Annotated in this window: 15 protein-coding genes; 5 read left to right on the top strand and 10 right to left on the bottom strand. The window is 39.9% G+C overall.

Annotated features, from left to right (window positions below; all coding sequences use genetic code 11):
• Positions 1-2: 2 nt before the first annotated feature.
• The gene (locus B1C82_RS19790; RefSeq protein WP_086449247.1) at positions 3-1,496 is read right to left on the bottom strand and encodes an ATP-binding response regulator; all 1,494 of its coding nucleotides are present in this window, start codon (positions 1,494-1,496) and stop codon (positions 3-5) included.
• 349 nt (positions 1,497-1,845) lie between these two features.
• On the opposite strand from B1C82_RS19790, the gene B1C82_RS19795 reads away from it, so the two are divergent.
• The 3 genes from B1C82_RS19795 to B1C82_RS19800 all read left to right on the top strand — a co-directional run bounded on the left by B1C82_RS19795 (position 1,846) and on the right by B1C82_RS19800 (position 3,226).
• The gene (locus tag B1C82_RS19795) at positions 1,846-2,286 is read left to right on the top strand and encodes a CBS domain-containing protein (protein WP_086449248.1); all 441 of its coding nucleotides are present in this window, start codon (positions 1,846-1,848) and stop codon (positions 2,284-2,286) included.
• A 248-nt stretch (positions 2,287-2,534) separates the two neighbouring features.
• Positions 2,535-2,711 (top strand): hypothetical protein, encoded by a 177-nt coding sequence (locus B1C82_RS20715; RefSeq protein ID WP_167373778.1) that lies wholly within the window; start codon positions 2,535-2,537, stop codon positions 2,709-2,711.
• An 8-nt stretch (positions 2,712-2,719) separates the two neighbouring features.
• Positions 2,720-3,226 carry an LIC_12238 family plasminogen-binding lipoprotein gene (locus B1C82_RS19800; protein ID WP_086449249.1) on the top strand — a complete coding sequence of 169 codons (507 nt, stop codon included), beginning with the start codon at positions 2,720-2,722 and terminating at the stop codon, positions 3,224-3,226.
• 30 nt (positions 3,227-3,256) lie between these two features.
• Here the strand turns inward: B1C82_RS19800 and B1C82_RS19805 are convergent, their stop codons facing one another.
• The 8 genes from B1C82_RS19805 to B1C82_RS19840 form a co-directional block, all read right to left on the bottom strand.
• Positions 3,257-5,197: a tetratricopeptide repeat protein gene (locus B1C82_RS19805; RefSeq protein ID WP_086449250.1), complete on the bottom strand. Its 1,941-nt coding sequence runs from the start codon at positions 5,195-5,197 to the stop codon at positions 3,257-3,259.
• Positions 5,194-5,658 (bottom strand): chemotaxis protein CheW, encoded by a 465-nt coding sequence (locus B1C82_RS19810; protein WP_008591961.1) that lies wholly within the window; start codon positions 5,656-5,658, stop codon positions 5,194-5,196. Before B1C82_RS19810 ends, B1C82_RS19805 begins: the two co-directional genes overlap by 4 nt.
• 10 nt (positions 5,659-5,668) lie before the next feature.
• Positions 5,669-6,400: a hypothetical protein gene (locus B1C82_RS19815; RefSeq protein ID WP_086449251.1), complete on the bottom strand. Its 732-nt coding sequence runs from the start codon at positions 6,398-6,400 to the stop codon at positions 5,669-5,671.
• Between the two features lie 282 nt (positions 6,401-6,682).
• On the bottom strand, positions 6,683-7,744 hold the full coding sequence (locus B1C82_RS19820; protein ID WP_086449252.1) for a mannose-1-phosphate guanylyltransferase: 1,062 nt from the start codon (positions 7,742-7,744) through the stop codon (positions 6,683-6,685).
• Complete coding sequence (locus B1C82_RS19825; protein ID WP_086449253.1) at positions 7,745-8,620, bottom strand: hypothetical protein; 876 nt, start codon at positions 8,618-8,620, stop codon at positions 7,745-7,747.
• Entirely contained in the window at positions 8,621-8,872 is a 252-nt protein-coding gene (hfq, locus tag B1C82_RS19830) for an RNA chaperone Hfq (RefSeq protein WP_008592014.1), read from the bottom strand.
• Between the two features lie 6 nt (positions 8,873-8,878).
• Positions 8,879-9,763, bottom strand: a complete 885-nt coding sequence (gene miaA / locus B1C82_RS19835; protein WP_162494900.1) for a tRNA (adenosine(37)-N6)-dimethylallyltransferase MiaA — start codon at positions 9,761-9,763, stop codon at positions 8,879-8,881.
• Between the two features lie 17 nt (positions 9,764-9,780).
• Positions 9,781-10,227, bottom strand: a complete 447-nt coding sequence (locus tag B1C82_RS19840; RefSeq protein ID WP_086449255.1) for an FYDLN acid domain-containing protein — start codon at positions 10,225-10,227, stop codon at positions 9,781-9,783.
• Between the two features lie 113 nt (positions 10,228-10,340).
• Between B1C82_RS19840 and B1C82_RS19845 the strand changes: the two genes are divergently transcribed.
• The gene (locus tag B1C82_RS19845) at positions 10,341-11,099 is read left to right on the top strand and encodes a pyridoxine 5'-phosphate synthase (protein ID WP_086449256.1); all 759 of its coding nucleotides are present in this window, start codon (positions 10,341-10,343) and stop codon (positions 11,097-11,099) included.
• A 126-nt stretch (positions 11,100-11,225) separates the two neighbouring features.
• On the opposite strand, the gene B1C82_RS19850 is transcribed toward B1C82_RS19845, so the two are convergent.
• Positions 11,226-12,140, bottom strand: a complete 915-nt coding sequence (locus tag B1C82_RS19850; protein WP_234008338.1) for a hypothetical protein — start codon at positions 12,138-12,140, stop codon at positions 11,226-11,228.
• A 97-nt stretch (positions 12,141-12,237) separates the two neighbouring features.
• On the opposite strand from B1C82_RS19850, the gene B1C82_RS19855 reads away from it, so the two are divergent.
• Positions 12,238-14,058: a S41 family peptidase gene (locus B1C82_RS19855; RefSeq protein ID WP_086449257.1), complete on the top strand. Its 1,821-nt coding sequence runs from the start codon at positions 12,238-12,240 to the stop codon at positions 14,056-14,058.
• The last annotated feature ends 26 nt before the right edge of the window (positions 14,059-14,084 follow it).

Below are 14,084 nucleotides of genomic sequence, written 5' to 3' on the forward strand. Positions count from 1 at the left end.
CCTTATTTTGTTTGGATAGGAAGACGGATATGGAAGTCAGTGCCTGAATTTGACTTTTGGACATCCAGTTTTCCTTGATTGGATTGAATGATACCATAACAAACAGAAAGCCCCATCCCTATCCTGGAATCATCCGATTGTATCCTTTCAAAAGGTTGGAATGCATTCTCTGGGTCCAGCTCTCCGTTCAAGGTTCCAGAAAGCCGGATGACTAGATACTTTTCAGAATCTGTTTTAGTATCTTCCAACCCTGCACTAAAATGGATGGTGCTGCCTTTTAGATCGGAGCCGACTCCATCTGCATAAAAATATAAAAGGTAATATAATACTTCTTTAATCTGATTCTGCTTTAAGAATACATCCGGCAGATTATCAGGAATATTCTTTGAAATTTCCAGGTTTTTGGATTTTAATAATTCAGAGATAATTCCTTCTACCCCGGCCAGAATATCATCCAATTTACACCAAGTGGGCTCTTCATTATCAGATCGAGAGAATAGAATTAGATTTCGGATAATACCCGAAATTCTTTCTCCTTGTTCTATGATCACTCTGGCATAATTTCTAATATCAGCAGGAAGATCCTTTTTATTCCGAATAATATTCCCGTAATTGATCACCCCCATAAGAGGATTATTGATCTCGTGAGCGATACCTGCTGCCAATTTCTGGATAGACTCCAATCTTTTTTCCGATTGGATCACCTTCTCCATTTCGGAAATTCTTTTTTCAGATACAGATAGAAGGTCTAATTCGGAGAAGGTTACGATACTTCCTACGATCCGATTTGCCTCGTCTCTAATAGGAGATACTCTAAATCCTACTCTGATCTTTCTATCATCCTTTCTAACAAGAACTGCAGGAATATATCTAAGATTATGGCCTAAATTATCCGGATGTTCTCCGGAACCAATCTGGGTTTGGATAAAAGAGAGAACTACATCTCCCGGTTTTCCAAGAGCCTCTTCCAGGGTCCAACCCGTAAGCTCTTCTGCAGAATGATTTAAGAATATAATATTCCCCTCTCCATCCAGTGAAACTGCACCTTCTGAAATGCTTTGGATTACATTCTTAAATTCTTTGCCACTTTCCTTAACGATTCCCAAACGTTTTTGTTGTCGAAGTGCGATCTCTATCGAAGACTTAAGTTGGTGGTTCTGAAATGGTTTAGTGATATAAGCGTAAGTAGAAGCAGCATCCATCGCTCTCATGAATGTGGAGTCGTCGGTGTATGCAGTCATAAAAACGATCGGGACGTCTTTGATCCTTTGGATATGTTGCGCTGTCTGGATCCCATCCATATCTCCTTCGATAGAGATATCCATAAGAACTAGATCTGGATCTGTTTCTTTAAAAATTGATTGGGCGTCCTGACCGTTCGCAGCGACTCCTGCAACCTTATAACCTAAATTTTGGAGAGTCTTTTGGAGGTTGAAAGATAGAAGCCACTCGTCTTCAACAATTAGAATATTCGGTTGTTCTGAAGAAGAACTCATGTTCGATAATAACATATTCCTGAGGTGGTAAAAACTGCGGCTCTTCCGTTATGCTCCCACGTTAGGAGTGAATTGGGAAATCCTTTTTTCGGAATATAATTGTTTCCGCAAAATTTTCAAAACTTCTCCTTTGATCTATTTTACCACTTTGAGATCCAAGAATAAATCACTGAATTTTCCAAATTCAAATGGAGTCTTATTTTATTGTTTTTTGCCAATTTTAGTCCTAATTTTTCCGCTCATTCGACTAAAAGGACCAATAGCTTGTCATAGTTCCGACCTCTTTTTTCCAAAAAAAGTCCTTGAATCGAAGCTCCCTCGAAACTACACTTTGGGCCTAGAGGTAGCCATGCTGGTAAAAGATATCTTGGAAAAAAAGGACCGAAAGATCCTCTCGGTGGAACCCAGTACCACCGTTTGGGAAGCGATCCGATTTATGACCAAGTATGATATAGGTTCCGTGATAGTGCTTAAAGAAGGGAAACTCGCCGGTATATTTACAGAAAGGGATTTACTTCATTTCGCTTCCACAGATCGGGAAGCAGTATTCGATAAAACAGTGGCGGATCTAATGTCCACCACATTGACTACTATGCAACCAAACGACCAAGTGGATGAAGTTCTTTCTATTATGCTAAAAAAAAGGATCCGGCATATGCCTATTCTGGATGGGAACAGATTGGTCGGGATCGTCTCCATCGGAGACGCTGTAAAAGCTAAGATCGCGAAAACGGAAGAAGAGAATAAGAACTTAAAAAACTATATATATAGCGAATCCGGATTTATTTGATCCTGCTTATTCCTTCTGAGTGGGAATTTTTTCCAATCACGAACCTTTTTGAAATGAATAGAAAAATGCCCCGCCTGGACTATATCCAGGGGGCAAGTGGCTCACATTCGGGTATTCCCGTTAATTCCTAAAAAGTAATATCATTACCCAAATCAGCAACTCTGTTTTTTGGAAATCGGGTTGCCGGAATCACTTTTCCGCCAAGTATAGACTACAGGCTCCATTCGAAAATGGAGCAAACTTAAGAGATGAAATTCCTTTTAATTATATTATTCGCATATTTAACCTATCGCTTCTTACAAAGACTCATGTATCCTCAACGGAACGAAGATTCCGGCTTCAGAGTTGTTTTTCCTGATAGAGAATATTCTTCTAGAGAAAAAGACATTTCCGATAAGGGAAGAGTGGTAGAAAAGGGAGAATGATCTAAGGAATGAACATCCGATTTTCCTATTTTATAATTTTATTATACTCTTTCTTCCTTGTTTCCTGCTTGGGAATGAGCGGAGAATTCGGCTGGGCCTTGGTGGATGAAACCAAACAAAGTTTGCTGGAGAAAAAATTCACCACCGTTCAAGAGTTCACTCTCACCAGAGAGAAGTTAATCTTTCCCACCAACAAAACACTGGTATATATTTATAAATTTTCCAGAGTTCCGAATCCGGAAGCGGAAATATATGTGAGCCTAAGCAGATTTCAAGTAGGCTTTAACGAGATAGAAGTAACACGTAAAAGACCGGAAATCTCCAGTTCCAGTATTAGAGGCCGTTTCCAAGAATTGATCGCAGGCAAATATTTAGTAAAAGTCTCCTATGAGGGAGAAGTGATCGATCAGGTAGAATTCAGAGTAATAGAACCGGAAGATAGAGAAGAAGAAGAAAAAGAATCCGGTGTAGACGATGTGGAAAAATATACAAAAGCGAAGAAGATTCTAAATTAAACTCGCGCGTAGGAAATCCAACAGACCGTTCTAATATGTATCGCCGGAAAGTGGATCCCTTGGATAAGGATCTCTCGCCATTCCATCTTCTAAGATCTTATTTATCCTTTCTATATTTTTAAGAGCCAAATTGATTTCAGTCTGATTCCCTACTTTCAGGATCTCTTCATTCATTTTTTTGGACTGTCCATAATCCTTTTCGAATTCATATAAGACTGATAATCTTTGCATTGCTCTTGGTCCAGGCGATGCATCCAGTTTAGTTCGGATAATATCCATTTTTTCTTTGGACTCCTCCATCTCTAAACTTTTGAGTCTGTATTGGGCCATGTCTTGGTCATTTGTTCTTTCCAAAAGACCTTTTTTTATCTGGAGTAATTCCTTTTTCCCCAGGGAATATTTCTCTTCTTCTAATCTTAAATTTTCTCGGAGTCGATCATAGGCTTGGATAGATTTAATCAGCTCTTCTTTTTCTTTAGGAGGTTTTTTCTCGTATCTGTATAGTTTAGAAATCCCTAAATAAGCCAAGACTTCCATTCGGATTCTTTCCTGCGAATCTGGAAATGATAGATCGGAAGCAACCGCTTTTTCCTGCTCTCTGATCTGTAACCAGTCCTCGTAGTATTTTTTGCCTGATTCTAAATTGCCTAGTTTGCTTTCGAAAAAGTTTCCAAGCTCAAAAGCATAAATCCCTTTTTTCTTAGGATCTGGTTCTGCGAGATAATATTTTTCGTAAAACTCCGCGGCCAAAACATATTGTTTAAGTTCAGTATGCAAGGAAGCGATAGCACGATATACATAAGCGATCTCTGCAGGAGTTTTATTTTCTTTTAATGCAAGCGCCAGATACTTTAAGAAGAAGTCCAGTGATTTGGCTTTTTTACCAGAAGCCTTTAACTCTTCTGCCAATGCCAAAACCACTTGGGAATGTTCCGGATCTAAACGAAATGCTAACTCGAGTAATGCCGCGTAAGCAAAGAAGTCCGTATTTCTTTTATAATCAAATAGAACGAAGATCCCCTGCCCACTCACGGAGGTTTTATTAACTACTTTTAGTCTTTCCTTGTTTTCATTCTCCGAATCTTTTACAAATTTCGCTAATGCAAAAACTGTATCTGCGTCCTCTTTGGATTTTCTTTTGAAAAATGGATAATAATTATTCTCGAATGAATCCTTATATGCATTTGCAGCTTTTTTAAGAGAATCATCAGCATTCTTTACGTTTTGTTTTGCAAGACTGATATCATTCGCAGTTACTTTGCGAGCATTGCTAGGCGGATTAGATTCAAAGATCAGGTCCTTCTCCCTTACGGAAGAAGCTTCTAAAAGATGGACTCTATCTTTCGCATTTTCCAGATCTAAATTCGCTTTTTCTAATTCCTTTTTGACCTTTGCATGTTGTCTGGCTCTTTCTACTTCGTTTGTATCGTATAGTTCTCTCAATCTTTCTTCTTTCGAGAAGGACTCCTCTGTGTGAGAAAAATCTCTATATCTCAGTGCCGCCAAAGCTTCTTCTAATGCCTTGAAGTTTTGTTTCTTTTTGGAATATTCTTGGCTAAGTAACCAATGTAGTTCAAATAAGATCGGAGAATCACGAAGCTGCTGCCCCGTAGTGATCTTTCCTAACATCTTTAAGATCAGAAGCCTTAGAGTGTTTCTGTCAGTTTTTTCGGTAAAGATACGACCTAGTCTTCTTTCTTCTTCCGTTCTTTTTGGATCTACAAATTGAGCATAGTATGGATCTAAAACTTGACGAATCGTTGTGATCGGATCAGAAGCTGTGTCGGTAGAATTGAGCAAGTTCTCCTTTAATGTTCGGAGACTTGCTGGAGGGATTACCTCATGAGGAAGTTTATATATACCTGCAGGATCTAATCTTTGGTCCTGTTCATCCGCCTCGGTTCGGACGTTTACCCCAAACCCAAAGAAGATCAGGAGTAATACGCCCAGTATCAGGCGGGTTTGTTTCATTTCGCCCCAGCACCCAACTCCGCTAATTCTTCTGACCCTAGAATTTTTTCGATATCGATTAGGATGATAAACCTATCGTCCTTTTTACCGACACCCGTGATATAACGAGAGGAAATTCCTTTGATAGAAGGAGGAGGAGGATTGATTGTTTCAGGAGGAAAGAGTGCTACGTTAGCTACCTTATCTACTATGATGCCGACAGATTCTCCGCCGATTTTCACTACAATCGCGCGGTCGTAACCTTGTTCGTGAGAATGGGGGATATTCAATTTCACACCTAGATCCACCATCTTCACCACTTTACCCCGGATATCCATGATACCGGCAAAGTAGTTTTTGGATCTAGGAACCTTGACCAGGTTATGGATCTTGATGATCTCATCCACAAGAACGATTGGAAGAGCGTATTCTTCCTCGCCTAAGCTAAATAGAATGTACTGATGTTCGATTTCGGCGGACATTCCCCCTCCTTTAGAAACGGGTGAATCCGTAGTAATAAAAATACGATCCAGAACCTAGAAAGATTACAACTTTCGAGAAAAGTGGATCGCGTTTCCTCAGTATCCAGTCCAATCCGCCAAAAAGCAAACCGAAAACGGCGAGCGAAAATCCGAGTAAATAAAAATCCATGTATGCATACCAGATCCCTAAAGCAGATGCAAGACCTAAGGCATAATCTTGTAGATCTCCCCAAATCCTTCTTTTGATCCTGGTCCATAAGGGCTCTTTTTTCTCTCTTTGGAAAAATCTTTTCCAGGATCTCGGATTTCTATCTATTCCGAAAATATGATCATACTTGGTAGAAATTTCCCAAGGTTTAGGGGTCCTTCTCTCCGGTCCCCCCAGAGGTTCCGGAGAAACTCCATAGGCACCGCCCAAAATTTGAAGCGCGTCCTTGTCAGGAAGAGAAGATAATAAGTCTCTAAATGGTGCGAATCTGGAATAAAGAGGATAAGATCTACCAGTGGTTAGATCAGTCTCTTTTAGAATGGATCCATCTCGGATCGTGGAAACATAAATGCGGCCATTCTCTCCGGCGACTTCCAAAGTAAGTCTGATCTTGCGATCATGAAAATGAAAGTCGGCCTGGAGAATATCTCCATCCGGAGTTTTAGCTTGGTAGGATTTCGTATATCCTTTGGCTGGAGGAAACTCAGGTTTCCACCAACGTCTTAAAAGAGAATAGTCCTGGAAGGAGGCCATACAGCAACATGATCGGCCAATTTCGGATTTTGCTTTAGGCTTTGATAGTTGCTAATTCCAAGTCGGGAGAGGTCCCGATTGAGGGGCGGGGCGAAAAAGACCGGGTCTTCGATTCGATTTCCCGGTCCTTTAGATATCAAAAGAATATCTTATTTGCCTTTCTTCTTATGACGATTCTGTCTTCTTTTTTTCTTCCTCTTATGAGTCGCGATCTTTCTTCGCTTTCTTTTTTTACCGGAAGGCATTCGGTTCTCCTGATTCTGTTCCTAACCTGCCAGGAAATTATTCAGTGTACTTTTGTAAACCTTTATTTTTACGGATCTCGGCTACCATATTCTTGATATCACCTATCCCTTCTTTAGAAGCGATGAAGAGAACATCTTCCTCTTCTACTACAACGATATCCTGCACTCCAAGTAGAGCTGTGAATTCTTTTCTAGTCTGAGTGACGTTGTTTCCGGATTTATAAAATAGAATTTCTTTACCGATATGACGATTACCTTGGTTGTCCCCAGGCAATACTCTTTCCAAAGAAAGCCAAGAGCCTACATCATCCCAAGAGAAGCTTGCCTCTACCATTCTAATACGAGCGCTCTTTTCCATGATTGCTATATCAACAGGTTCGGATGGAAGAAGTTTGAATGCTTCTCCTAAATCTCCCATCTTCTTGAATGGAAATCTATCCTTAAGAGGTTTTAATATTTTAGGAGAATGTTTTTCAAACTCATCCAAGATTAAACTTGTCTTCCAAAGAAAAATCCCCGGGTTCCAATAGAAGTTTGCTTTTTTAATATACTTGAGCGCAGTTTTTACATCCGGCTTTTCAAAGAATGATTTTACTTCGAATCCATGTTTAGTTGGTTTTCCAGAAGCGATATAACCATAACCTACTTCAGGGCGATTCGGTTTAATACCGAGTAAAACCAAATGTTCATCCGCTTCTTTCAAAGCCTTTTGGATACTCTTAGCAAATTCTTTGTCTGAATTTACCCAAGCATCTGCAGATAATACAACCTGAACCGGATCTCCAAACTTCTCCTTAAAATATAAAGAAGCTAGAGCAATGATTGGTGCAGTATTTTTTCCTTCCGGCTCTATTATAAAATTATTCTCAGGGAAACTTCTCTCCTGAGCTAAGATTGCTTTTTTTAAAGTAGCATTTGTTCCAATAAATACTCTATCAGGACTTGTGATCGTATAAGCACGATTCAAAGTCTCTTTTAAAAGAGTATTTTTAGAATATACTTTCTGGAGTTGTTTCGGAGTGGAAATTCTAGATCTGGGCCAGAATCTTTCTCCCTTTCCTCCCGCCATAATGAGTACTACGGGTTTGTCTTGTGTCATTTATTCCACCTCTTTAGGTTTGGGGGCGGACTTTTTCTTACTCAAAGATTTAGGATCTCCAAAAACGGTATCGGAAGGAAGAAGTAGTACATCTACATTCTCTCCAATATTATCGTATAATAGAAACTCTTTCATATCAGGATTCTTCTTTAAGAAATCCTTATATTGTTCCCATTTTTTTTTGGAAACTGCAAGTTTTGCTTCTTCTTGAATAGAGTAAGATTCCGCCTTTTTTAAGGCTTCTATTCTTTCTAACTTTTTAGCCAAAATATAGTTAGGATTACGGAATATATTCGCGATGAGTATCGGGTCCGGAATATCCAGACTGATAATGCGAACTGATTCTATCTTTAGCCAAGGAAGTTCATTCGAGAGAATTCTCACGAGATCGTTTCTTAGGAAAGCAGAGATAGAATCCTTGTTTAAGTTGATATTTTTCTCATCTTCGATCCCAGCCCTAAGTTTAGACTGAAAGATATTAGAGAGATACTTTGCTCTTCCTTGGTCAGTCTTTCCTCCGGAGAGAAAAAACTTTTTGGATCCTTCTCCTTCTATATGAAAGGACAGATCCAATTTCGCTCTGACCTTACCTTCTTCCGATTTTTCGGAAAATAATCCGGAAGAAAGATCATGATGGATCTCTAACTCTAAAGCCAATGAGTTTAAGGATTCTTTACGAACTGATTTATCCCAGAACTGGATTACTGCAGGTTCATAAGCAAAGCCTGGACCACGAACAAAGGAAACTAACTTAGAATCTTGCTCCCAGACAAGCAGGGCTTCTCCTTCTTTTATAAAAAAAAGCGGATAGGATACCAGTAGGATCCCCGCTAATATAAATAGAATGAAAAGTGCCCGGCCTATCTTTCGGAACATTTAGGCGGAAGGAGCTTCTTTTGCTGCTTCTTCTGTATAAAGTTTGATTACTTTGGAAGGAATGATCGTGGAGATCGCGTGTTTGTACACCAAACTCTGCTTATTCTCCTGCTCAAGGACTATAGTAAAATTATCAAAACTTACCACTTTCCCTTTTAAAGGAACTCCGTTAAGAAGATAGATGGTTAATTCTAGTTTTTCTTTTCTAGCCGTATTGAGCAGTTGGTCCTGTATATTATTTTTAGCAGACATAGATTTTTATCCGTTTATATTTTTTATCTTTTTATACGCTTCTTTCGGATGGATCGGTTCCAAGATCTTTTGCTTTCGGAACCAAGTAATCTGACGCTTGGCGTAATTCCTATGGGACTGGCTTAAATTCCCAAAGAATGTCTCAAGATTGGACGTTCCTTTAATATTTTCAAGCGCGAAATTATAACCTAAGGACTGAAGACCGGGACAATCTTCCCCGTATTTTTCTGAGACCCTTTTTGCTTCTTCTGCCATTCCAGATTCTATCATTTTTTTGGCCCTGGAATCGATTCTTTCGTATAATTCTTTTCGATCCAGATCCAAGAAGAAGGCCCCAAGTATATTCAAATTTTTGGAAATTAGGGCGCCGCTCCCCTCCTCCACTTTAAGCTCTGACCATAGAGTTCCCATCCAGTTCACTTCCAAGGCTCTTCCATATCTGTAGTTATCGTTTGGAAAGATTTTTTGGAGAGCTTTAGGGTCCAGTTTTTGGAGTTCTTCGATCCTTTCTTCCATACTTAAGGATTCCACTTTCAGTTTTATTTCTTCAGTGATCTTTGGAACAGGAAACATTCCGTATAAAAAAGCATTCAAATAAAACCCTGTTCCAGCTGTTAAAACTGGGATTTTATCTCTGGAAAGTATATCATCCAGCGCTTCTTCTGCCATTGTCACAAATTTTGCTGCGTCTATGGATTCGGAAGGGGAAAGAAATGAAACAAGATGATGGGGGATTTTTTCGCAGTCTTCTGAAGTTGGGGCTGCAGTCCCGATGCTTAGCTCTTTATAGATCTGTCTAGAATCAAAGGAAATAATTTCAAAACGGGAAGGATCTAATTCTCTCACCAGAGCCGTTTTTCCGGCCCCAGTGGGAGCGGTGATAATTAGAATGGAGCGAAAAGGGGGAATTATTCCTCCTCCTCTTCCTCGTCTTCTTCCTCTTCAAGAGGTTCTTCCACAATACCTTCTTCTTCTTCGAAACCTGCTTCGGAATCGTAGTCTAAGTTTTCTTCTGGAAACTCTTCTTCTTCCACTCTGGCAGCCGCTACACGGGACCTAGATTTGGAAGGAGGACGTTTACTTTGATCGGCTCCGCATTTAGGGCAGATTTTTACTTCTTTGTTTAGATCGTAGAACTTAGTTCCACAAGTATGACATGTGAATTTTTTGCCCAGAGGATTGAGAGAAGACTTGGATGCAGAAGACTTTTTAGTCCCTGCCGCCGGTTTGCTTACGCTAACCGCTTCCTTCTTTTTTGCCGGAGGAGCTTTTTTCTTTGGAGGGGCGCTTTTTTTCACCGGAGCTTTGGACTTCGGTGCAGCTTTTTTCTTAGCCGTTTTCTTAGCTGTTGCCATCGGAATTGACCATGCTGGAAGACACTTATTCCGATTCAAGCAGAAAAAGTAGTCAGAAATCTAGTTTCCGCTAATTTGTATTTTCTAAGAATTGGATTCGGAAAACGAGGTTTATGGTCCATCTGAGCGTAAATGTAAACAAAATTGCCACTTTAAGAAATTCCAGAGGTGGAAATCATCCGGACCTGATCTATCTATCCAAACTGATTTTGGATTCCGGCGCTCATGGGATTACTGTTCATCCAAGAGAAGACGAAAGACATATAAAGAAGAGAGACGTATTTGATCTAAGGGAGTTCCTCACGCTCTACAATCAGGATAAAAAGAAGAAGATAGAATATAATATGGAGGGAGAACCTTCTTCCCGATTTTTAGATCTTGTTCTGGAAGCAAAACCTGACCAAGCAACGTTAGTCCCGGTGACTCCTGGAGAAATTACTTCTGACCATGGTTTCGATCTAAAAAAGGACTCCTCTGATCTAAAAACATACATCCAAAAGATCCAAAATGCAGGGATCCGAGTATCTATCTTCATGGAAACGGATTTAGAAAATCTTAAATTAGTGAAAGAAACCGGAGCAGACCGTGTTGAATTTTACACAGGTCCTTATGCCCATGCTTTTGATCATTCTCCAGAACAAGGTAAGACAGTATTCGAATCTTTCAAAAAAGCGGCAGAGTTCCTACAGAGCCAAAATATCGGGATCAACGCGGGTCACGATCTGGACCATTTTAATCTTCCACTATTCTCTCAGCTTCCAGGTCTGGCAGAAGTATCTATAGGTCATAGACTCATGTCGTATGCGCTCGAAATCGGTTTAGGAGCCGCAGTGAAGGAATATCTAAAAGCGATTGGCACGCAGAGTCGCTGAGACGCGGAGTTTTTTTTCGCACGGAGCACACTGAGATCACGGAGAGAAGATCCCGATGTTGGAGTTCCTACAGTGCCAATTTAACTCTGCGGCTCCGCGCCTCTGCGTGAGAAAACCTCTGTATCTCTATTTTCTCTGCGTCTCTCCCTCGGAGAGTTCTTTCGCAAGCTCTTTGAAAGAAGAATAATTCGAATCTTCAGAGAGTAATAAAAAGGCTGCCTTTTTTAAATTTGCGGAAAGTAAAGATGCTTCCGAATTAGTTTTGGCCAATTCTTCCAAATTCGATTTAAAACTTAAAAGATGTCTTTTAGCAGAAGCCTGATCCTTTGTCGAAACCGCTTTTTTAAGCTCTTTCCAGGATTGGGTGGCCTTATTTCCTGAAACAATATCCTTAGGGGTTCTGCCGAATTCTCCACTCAGGTCCCAAACTTTTTTATAAGGGTGGTTCTTCTCCAGAAATTTATAATATTCGGAAGAAGGTTTGAATGTGTTCGGTTTTGCTTTTGAGATCAATTCCTTGTCCAGTCCACATTCAGCAAATACACCTTTTGTTAATGATTCTTTGGAAATGGACTGAATTTCTATCAGTTTAGAAACCGATTCAGAAGCTTCTGGAATATTCCCTTTTTTGCATGCGGAAATTGCAGTTTTATACAAAACTTCTTCCTGGTCCGCGAGAGCTGACTTTTCAGAATCCAATTTTAAGGAAGAAGTGAATGCTAGTTCCCTATAGAGTGGATCGTTCGGATCTGAATTTTTTGCCCTGACTGCATATTCCCAAGCAGACTGATTTTCTCCTAAAGAATCGTATAAAATGGATAAATTATAACAAGCGAGTCCCCTATCTTTTCTCAGGGATCTACAGGAAGATTTTAATAAATCTAGAGAAGATTTTCTTTCTTCTTCTGTTCCGTAAAAATCTAGAATTGCCTGCTCTTGTATGAGTTCCGACCCGAATCTTCCCCCACCTGGGACGGAAACAGAAGTGCAGTAAAAAGTTCCCACAAAGCAGAAAAAAGGAAGAATACAGAACTTTTCCAAAACTTTATAGAATGAGAGATTTCGGGGGAATAGATTGACAATGCTTGTTCGGGGTGGAAAATGATCGAAAATCAACCTTGCAAAAAGAGGACCCGATTTGAAAAGCTTGAGATCCCTCTCCTTATCCTTTCTTTCAGTTATCTTATGTACGAGCATCTTCTTCTGCCAACCCTCTTCCGGAAATTCCAAGACCACGGCAGATTTCACTCTCAAAGATTTTGACAGCGTAGTCAAGACTGTTGAGGGAAACTATATAGATAAAAATATAGATAAAAACCGCGCCTATAAGGACGCAGCAGTTTTTGCTCTTCTATCTTTGCCTCATGGTCTTTATCTCTATCCGGAAAGTTATTTTACCGATCGAGAAAAATACGAAGAATCAGATGATATTTTCCCAGGAAAATCTTTCAAACTTTCTCCTGAGGATAAATTTGTTCTATTCGATCCGGATTATAAAGAAGTAGAAAAAATCCGAGACAGAAAACTAAAAGAAGAGTCTAACAAACCTAAACTTTCAAATGATGAGGTTCTCAAGTTAGTTGAAAGGGAGAAGGTCCGCAAAAAAGTGCTCACAGCTAAATGGGAGCAAACCAACTTCTCCAAAAAGGATTTTGATAGGGTCCTTGCCTACCTCGAAAAAAATCTGCAAAACTATACCACTCCTCCACTCAAAGATCCGTTTGGAGAAGAAGACGCTAAAGATAAAGAACCTTTTAGCATTAAGGATGTATATTTAGCTGCGGCAAACGGTTACCTTTCTTCCTTAGATCCTCATAGCCAAGTATTCCTAAAAGCTGCCTGGGAAGAATCCATGGCAAAAATCGAAGACGGAAGTTTCGAAGGAATTGGAGCAATCTTAAGCGGTGGCGGTAATAAGGAAGTTATCGTTGAAAATCCTCTAGAAGGAAGACCTGCTGTCACAGCAGGAGTTCGCGCCGGAGATGTAATCCTTGCAGTGGATGGAAAATCCACAAAAGGAATGTTACTAGACAAAGTAGTAGAAAGGATCAAAGGAAAAAAAGGATCCAAAGTAGTTCTAACCATCCGCAGAAAAGGAGTGGCTGGAACTTTGGCTATCGAAGTGATCCGAGACACAATTGAGATCCGAAATATCACAAGCAAGTTGATAGACAATCATCCTTATATTGGATATATTAAGTTAACTGGTTTCGTAAAATCAGATCCGTCCGTTGATAAAGAATTCGTTCAACATTTCAAAGAATTAGAAAAACAATCTACTTCCAAAGGAACCAAACTGAAAGCGCTGGTTTTAGATCTAAGAAATAACCCAGGAGGTTATTTGGATCTAGCAATTGATCTTGCAGATATGTTTGTGACGAACGGGCTTATCGTTTCCGTAAAAAGCCCGAACAGAAGTCCTGAAGATTCTAACGCCGGCAAAAAAGATCTAACGGATCTACCTGTTGCAGTTCTAATAAATGCTAAGTCCGCTTCTGCTTCTGAGATTGTAGCTTCTGCACTGAAACATCACGGTAGAGGTTTGATTCTTGGAGAAAGATCTTTTGGAAAAGCAACAGTTCAAAAACTACAAGAGTTAAGAGGGAACGGAGCTTATTATATTAAGCTGACTCAGTCCAGATATTATGCTCCTTCTGGAAATACGATCCAAGTAGTCGGAGTTAAACCTGATGTGGATGTTTCTTCCGAAGAAGATGGAAGTTTTCCTTTTCATTATCGCGAAGAGAATATGTGGAATCACCTTCCTGAACTGCCTTCTTCCGCTGAGGAAAAAAGCCATTTCGACGTGAAAAAATTAGAAGGTTGGGTCAAATCGAACGGACAAGCAGAGAAGTTCATACAAGAACATAAAAACGATCCGATCAAGCCTGACTTCCAATTGATCCGTTCCATAGATTACGTAGATGCTCTTTTAAACACTGGCACAAAACGTAAGTAATCTAATCTCGGCGGTGTGATAGCCGC

The organism is Leptospira venezuelensis (assembly GCF_002150035.1).
GTDB classification, from domain to species: Bacteria; Spirochaetota; Leptospiria; order Leptospirales; family Leptospiraceae; genus Leptospira_B; species Leptospira_B venezuelensis.

Bases quoted from the DNA above. Each gene is read 5' to 3' on its own strand.
- B1C82_RS19790 (WP_086449247.1), bottom strand. From the start codon at position 1,496: ATGAGTTCTTCTTCAGAACAACCGAATATTCTAATTGTTGAAGACGAG.
- B1C82_RS19795 (WP_086449248.1), top strand. From the start codon at position 1,846: ATGCTGGTAAAAGATATCTTGGAAAAAAAGGACCGAAAGATCCTCTCG.
- B1C82_RS20715 (WP_167373778.1), top strand. From the start codon at position 2,535: ATGAAATTCCTTTTAATTATATTATTCGCATATTTAACCTATCGCTTC.
- B1C82_RS19800 (WP_086449249.1), top strand. From the start codon at position 2,720: ATGAACATCCGATTTTCCTATTTTATAATTTTATTATACTCTTTCTTC.
- B1C82_RS19805 (WP_086449250.1), bottom strand. From the start codon at position 5,197: ATGAAACAAACCCGCCTGATACTGGGCGTATTACTCCTGATCTTCTTT.
- B1C82_RS19810 (WP_008591961.1), bottom strand. From the start codon at position 5,658: ATGTCCGCCGAAATCGAACATCAGTACATTCTATTTAGCTTAGGCGAG.
- B1C82_RS19815 (WP_086449251.1), bottom strand. From the start codon at position 6,400: ATGGCCTCCTTCCAGGACTATTCTCTTTTAAGACGTTGGTGGAAACCT.
- B1C82_RS19820 (WP_086449252.1), bottom strand. From the start codon at position 7,744: ATGACACAAGACAAACCCGTAGTACTCATTATGGCGGGAGGAAAGGGA.
- B1C82_RS19825 (WP_086449253.1), bottom strand. From the start codon at position 8,620: ATGTTCCGAAAGATAGGCCGGGCACTTTTCATTCTATTTATATTAGCG.
- hfq (WP_008592014.1), bottom strand. From the start codon at position 8,872: ATGTCTGCTAAAAATAATATACAGGACCAACTGCTCAATACGGCTAGA.
- B1C82_RS19840 (WP_086449255.1), bottom strand. From the start codon at position 10,227: ATGGCAACAGCTAAGAAAACGGCTAAGAAAAAAGCTGCACCGAAGTCC.
- B1C82_RS19845 (WP_086449256.1), top strand. From the start codon at position 10,341: ATGGTCCATCTGAGCGTAAATGTAAACAAAATTGCCACTTTAAGAAAT.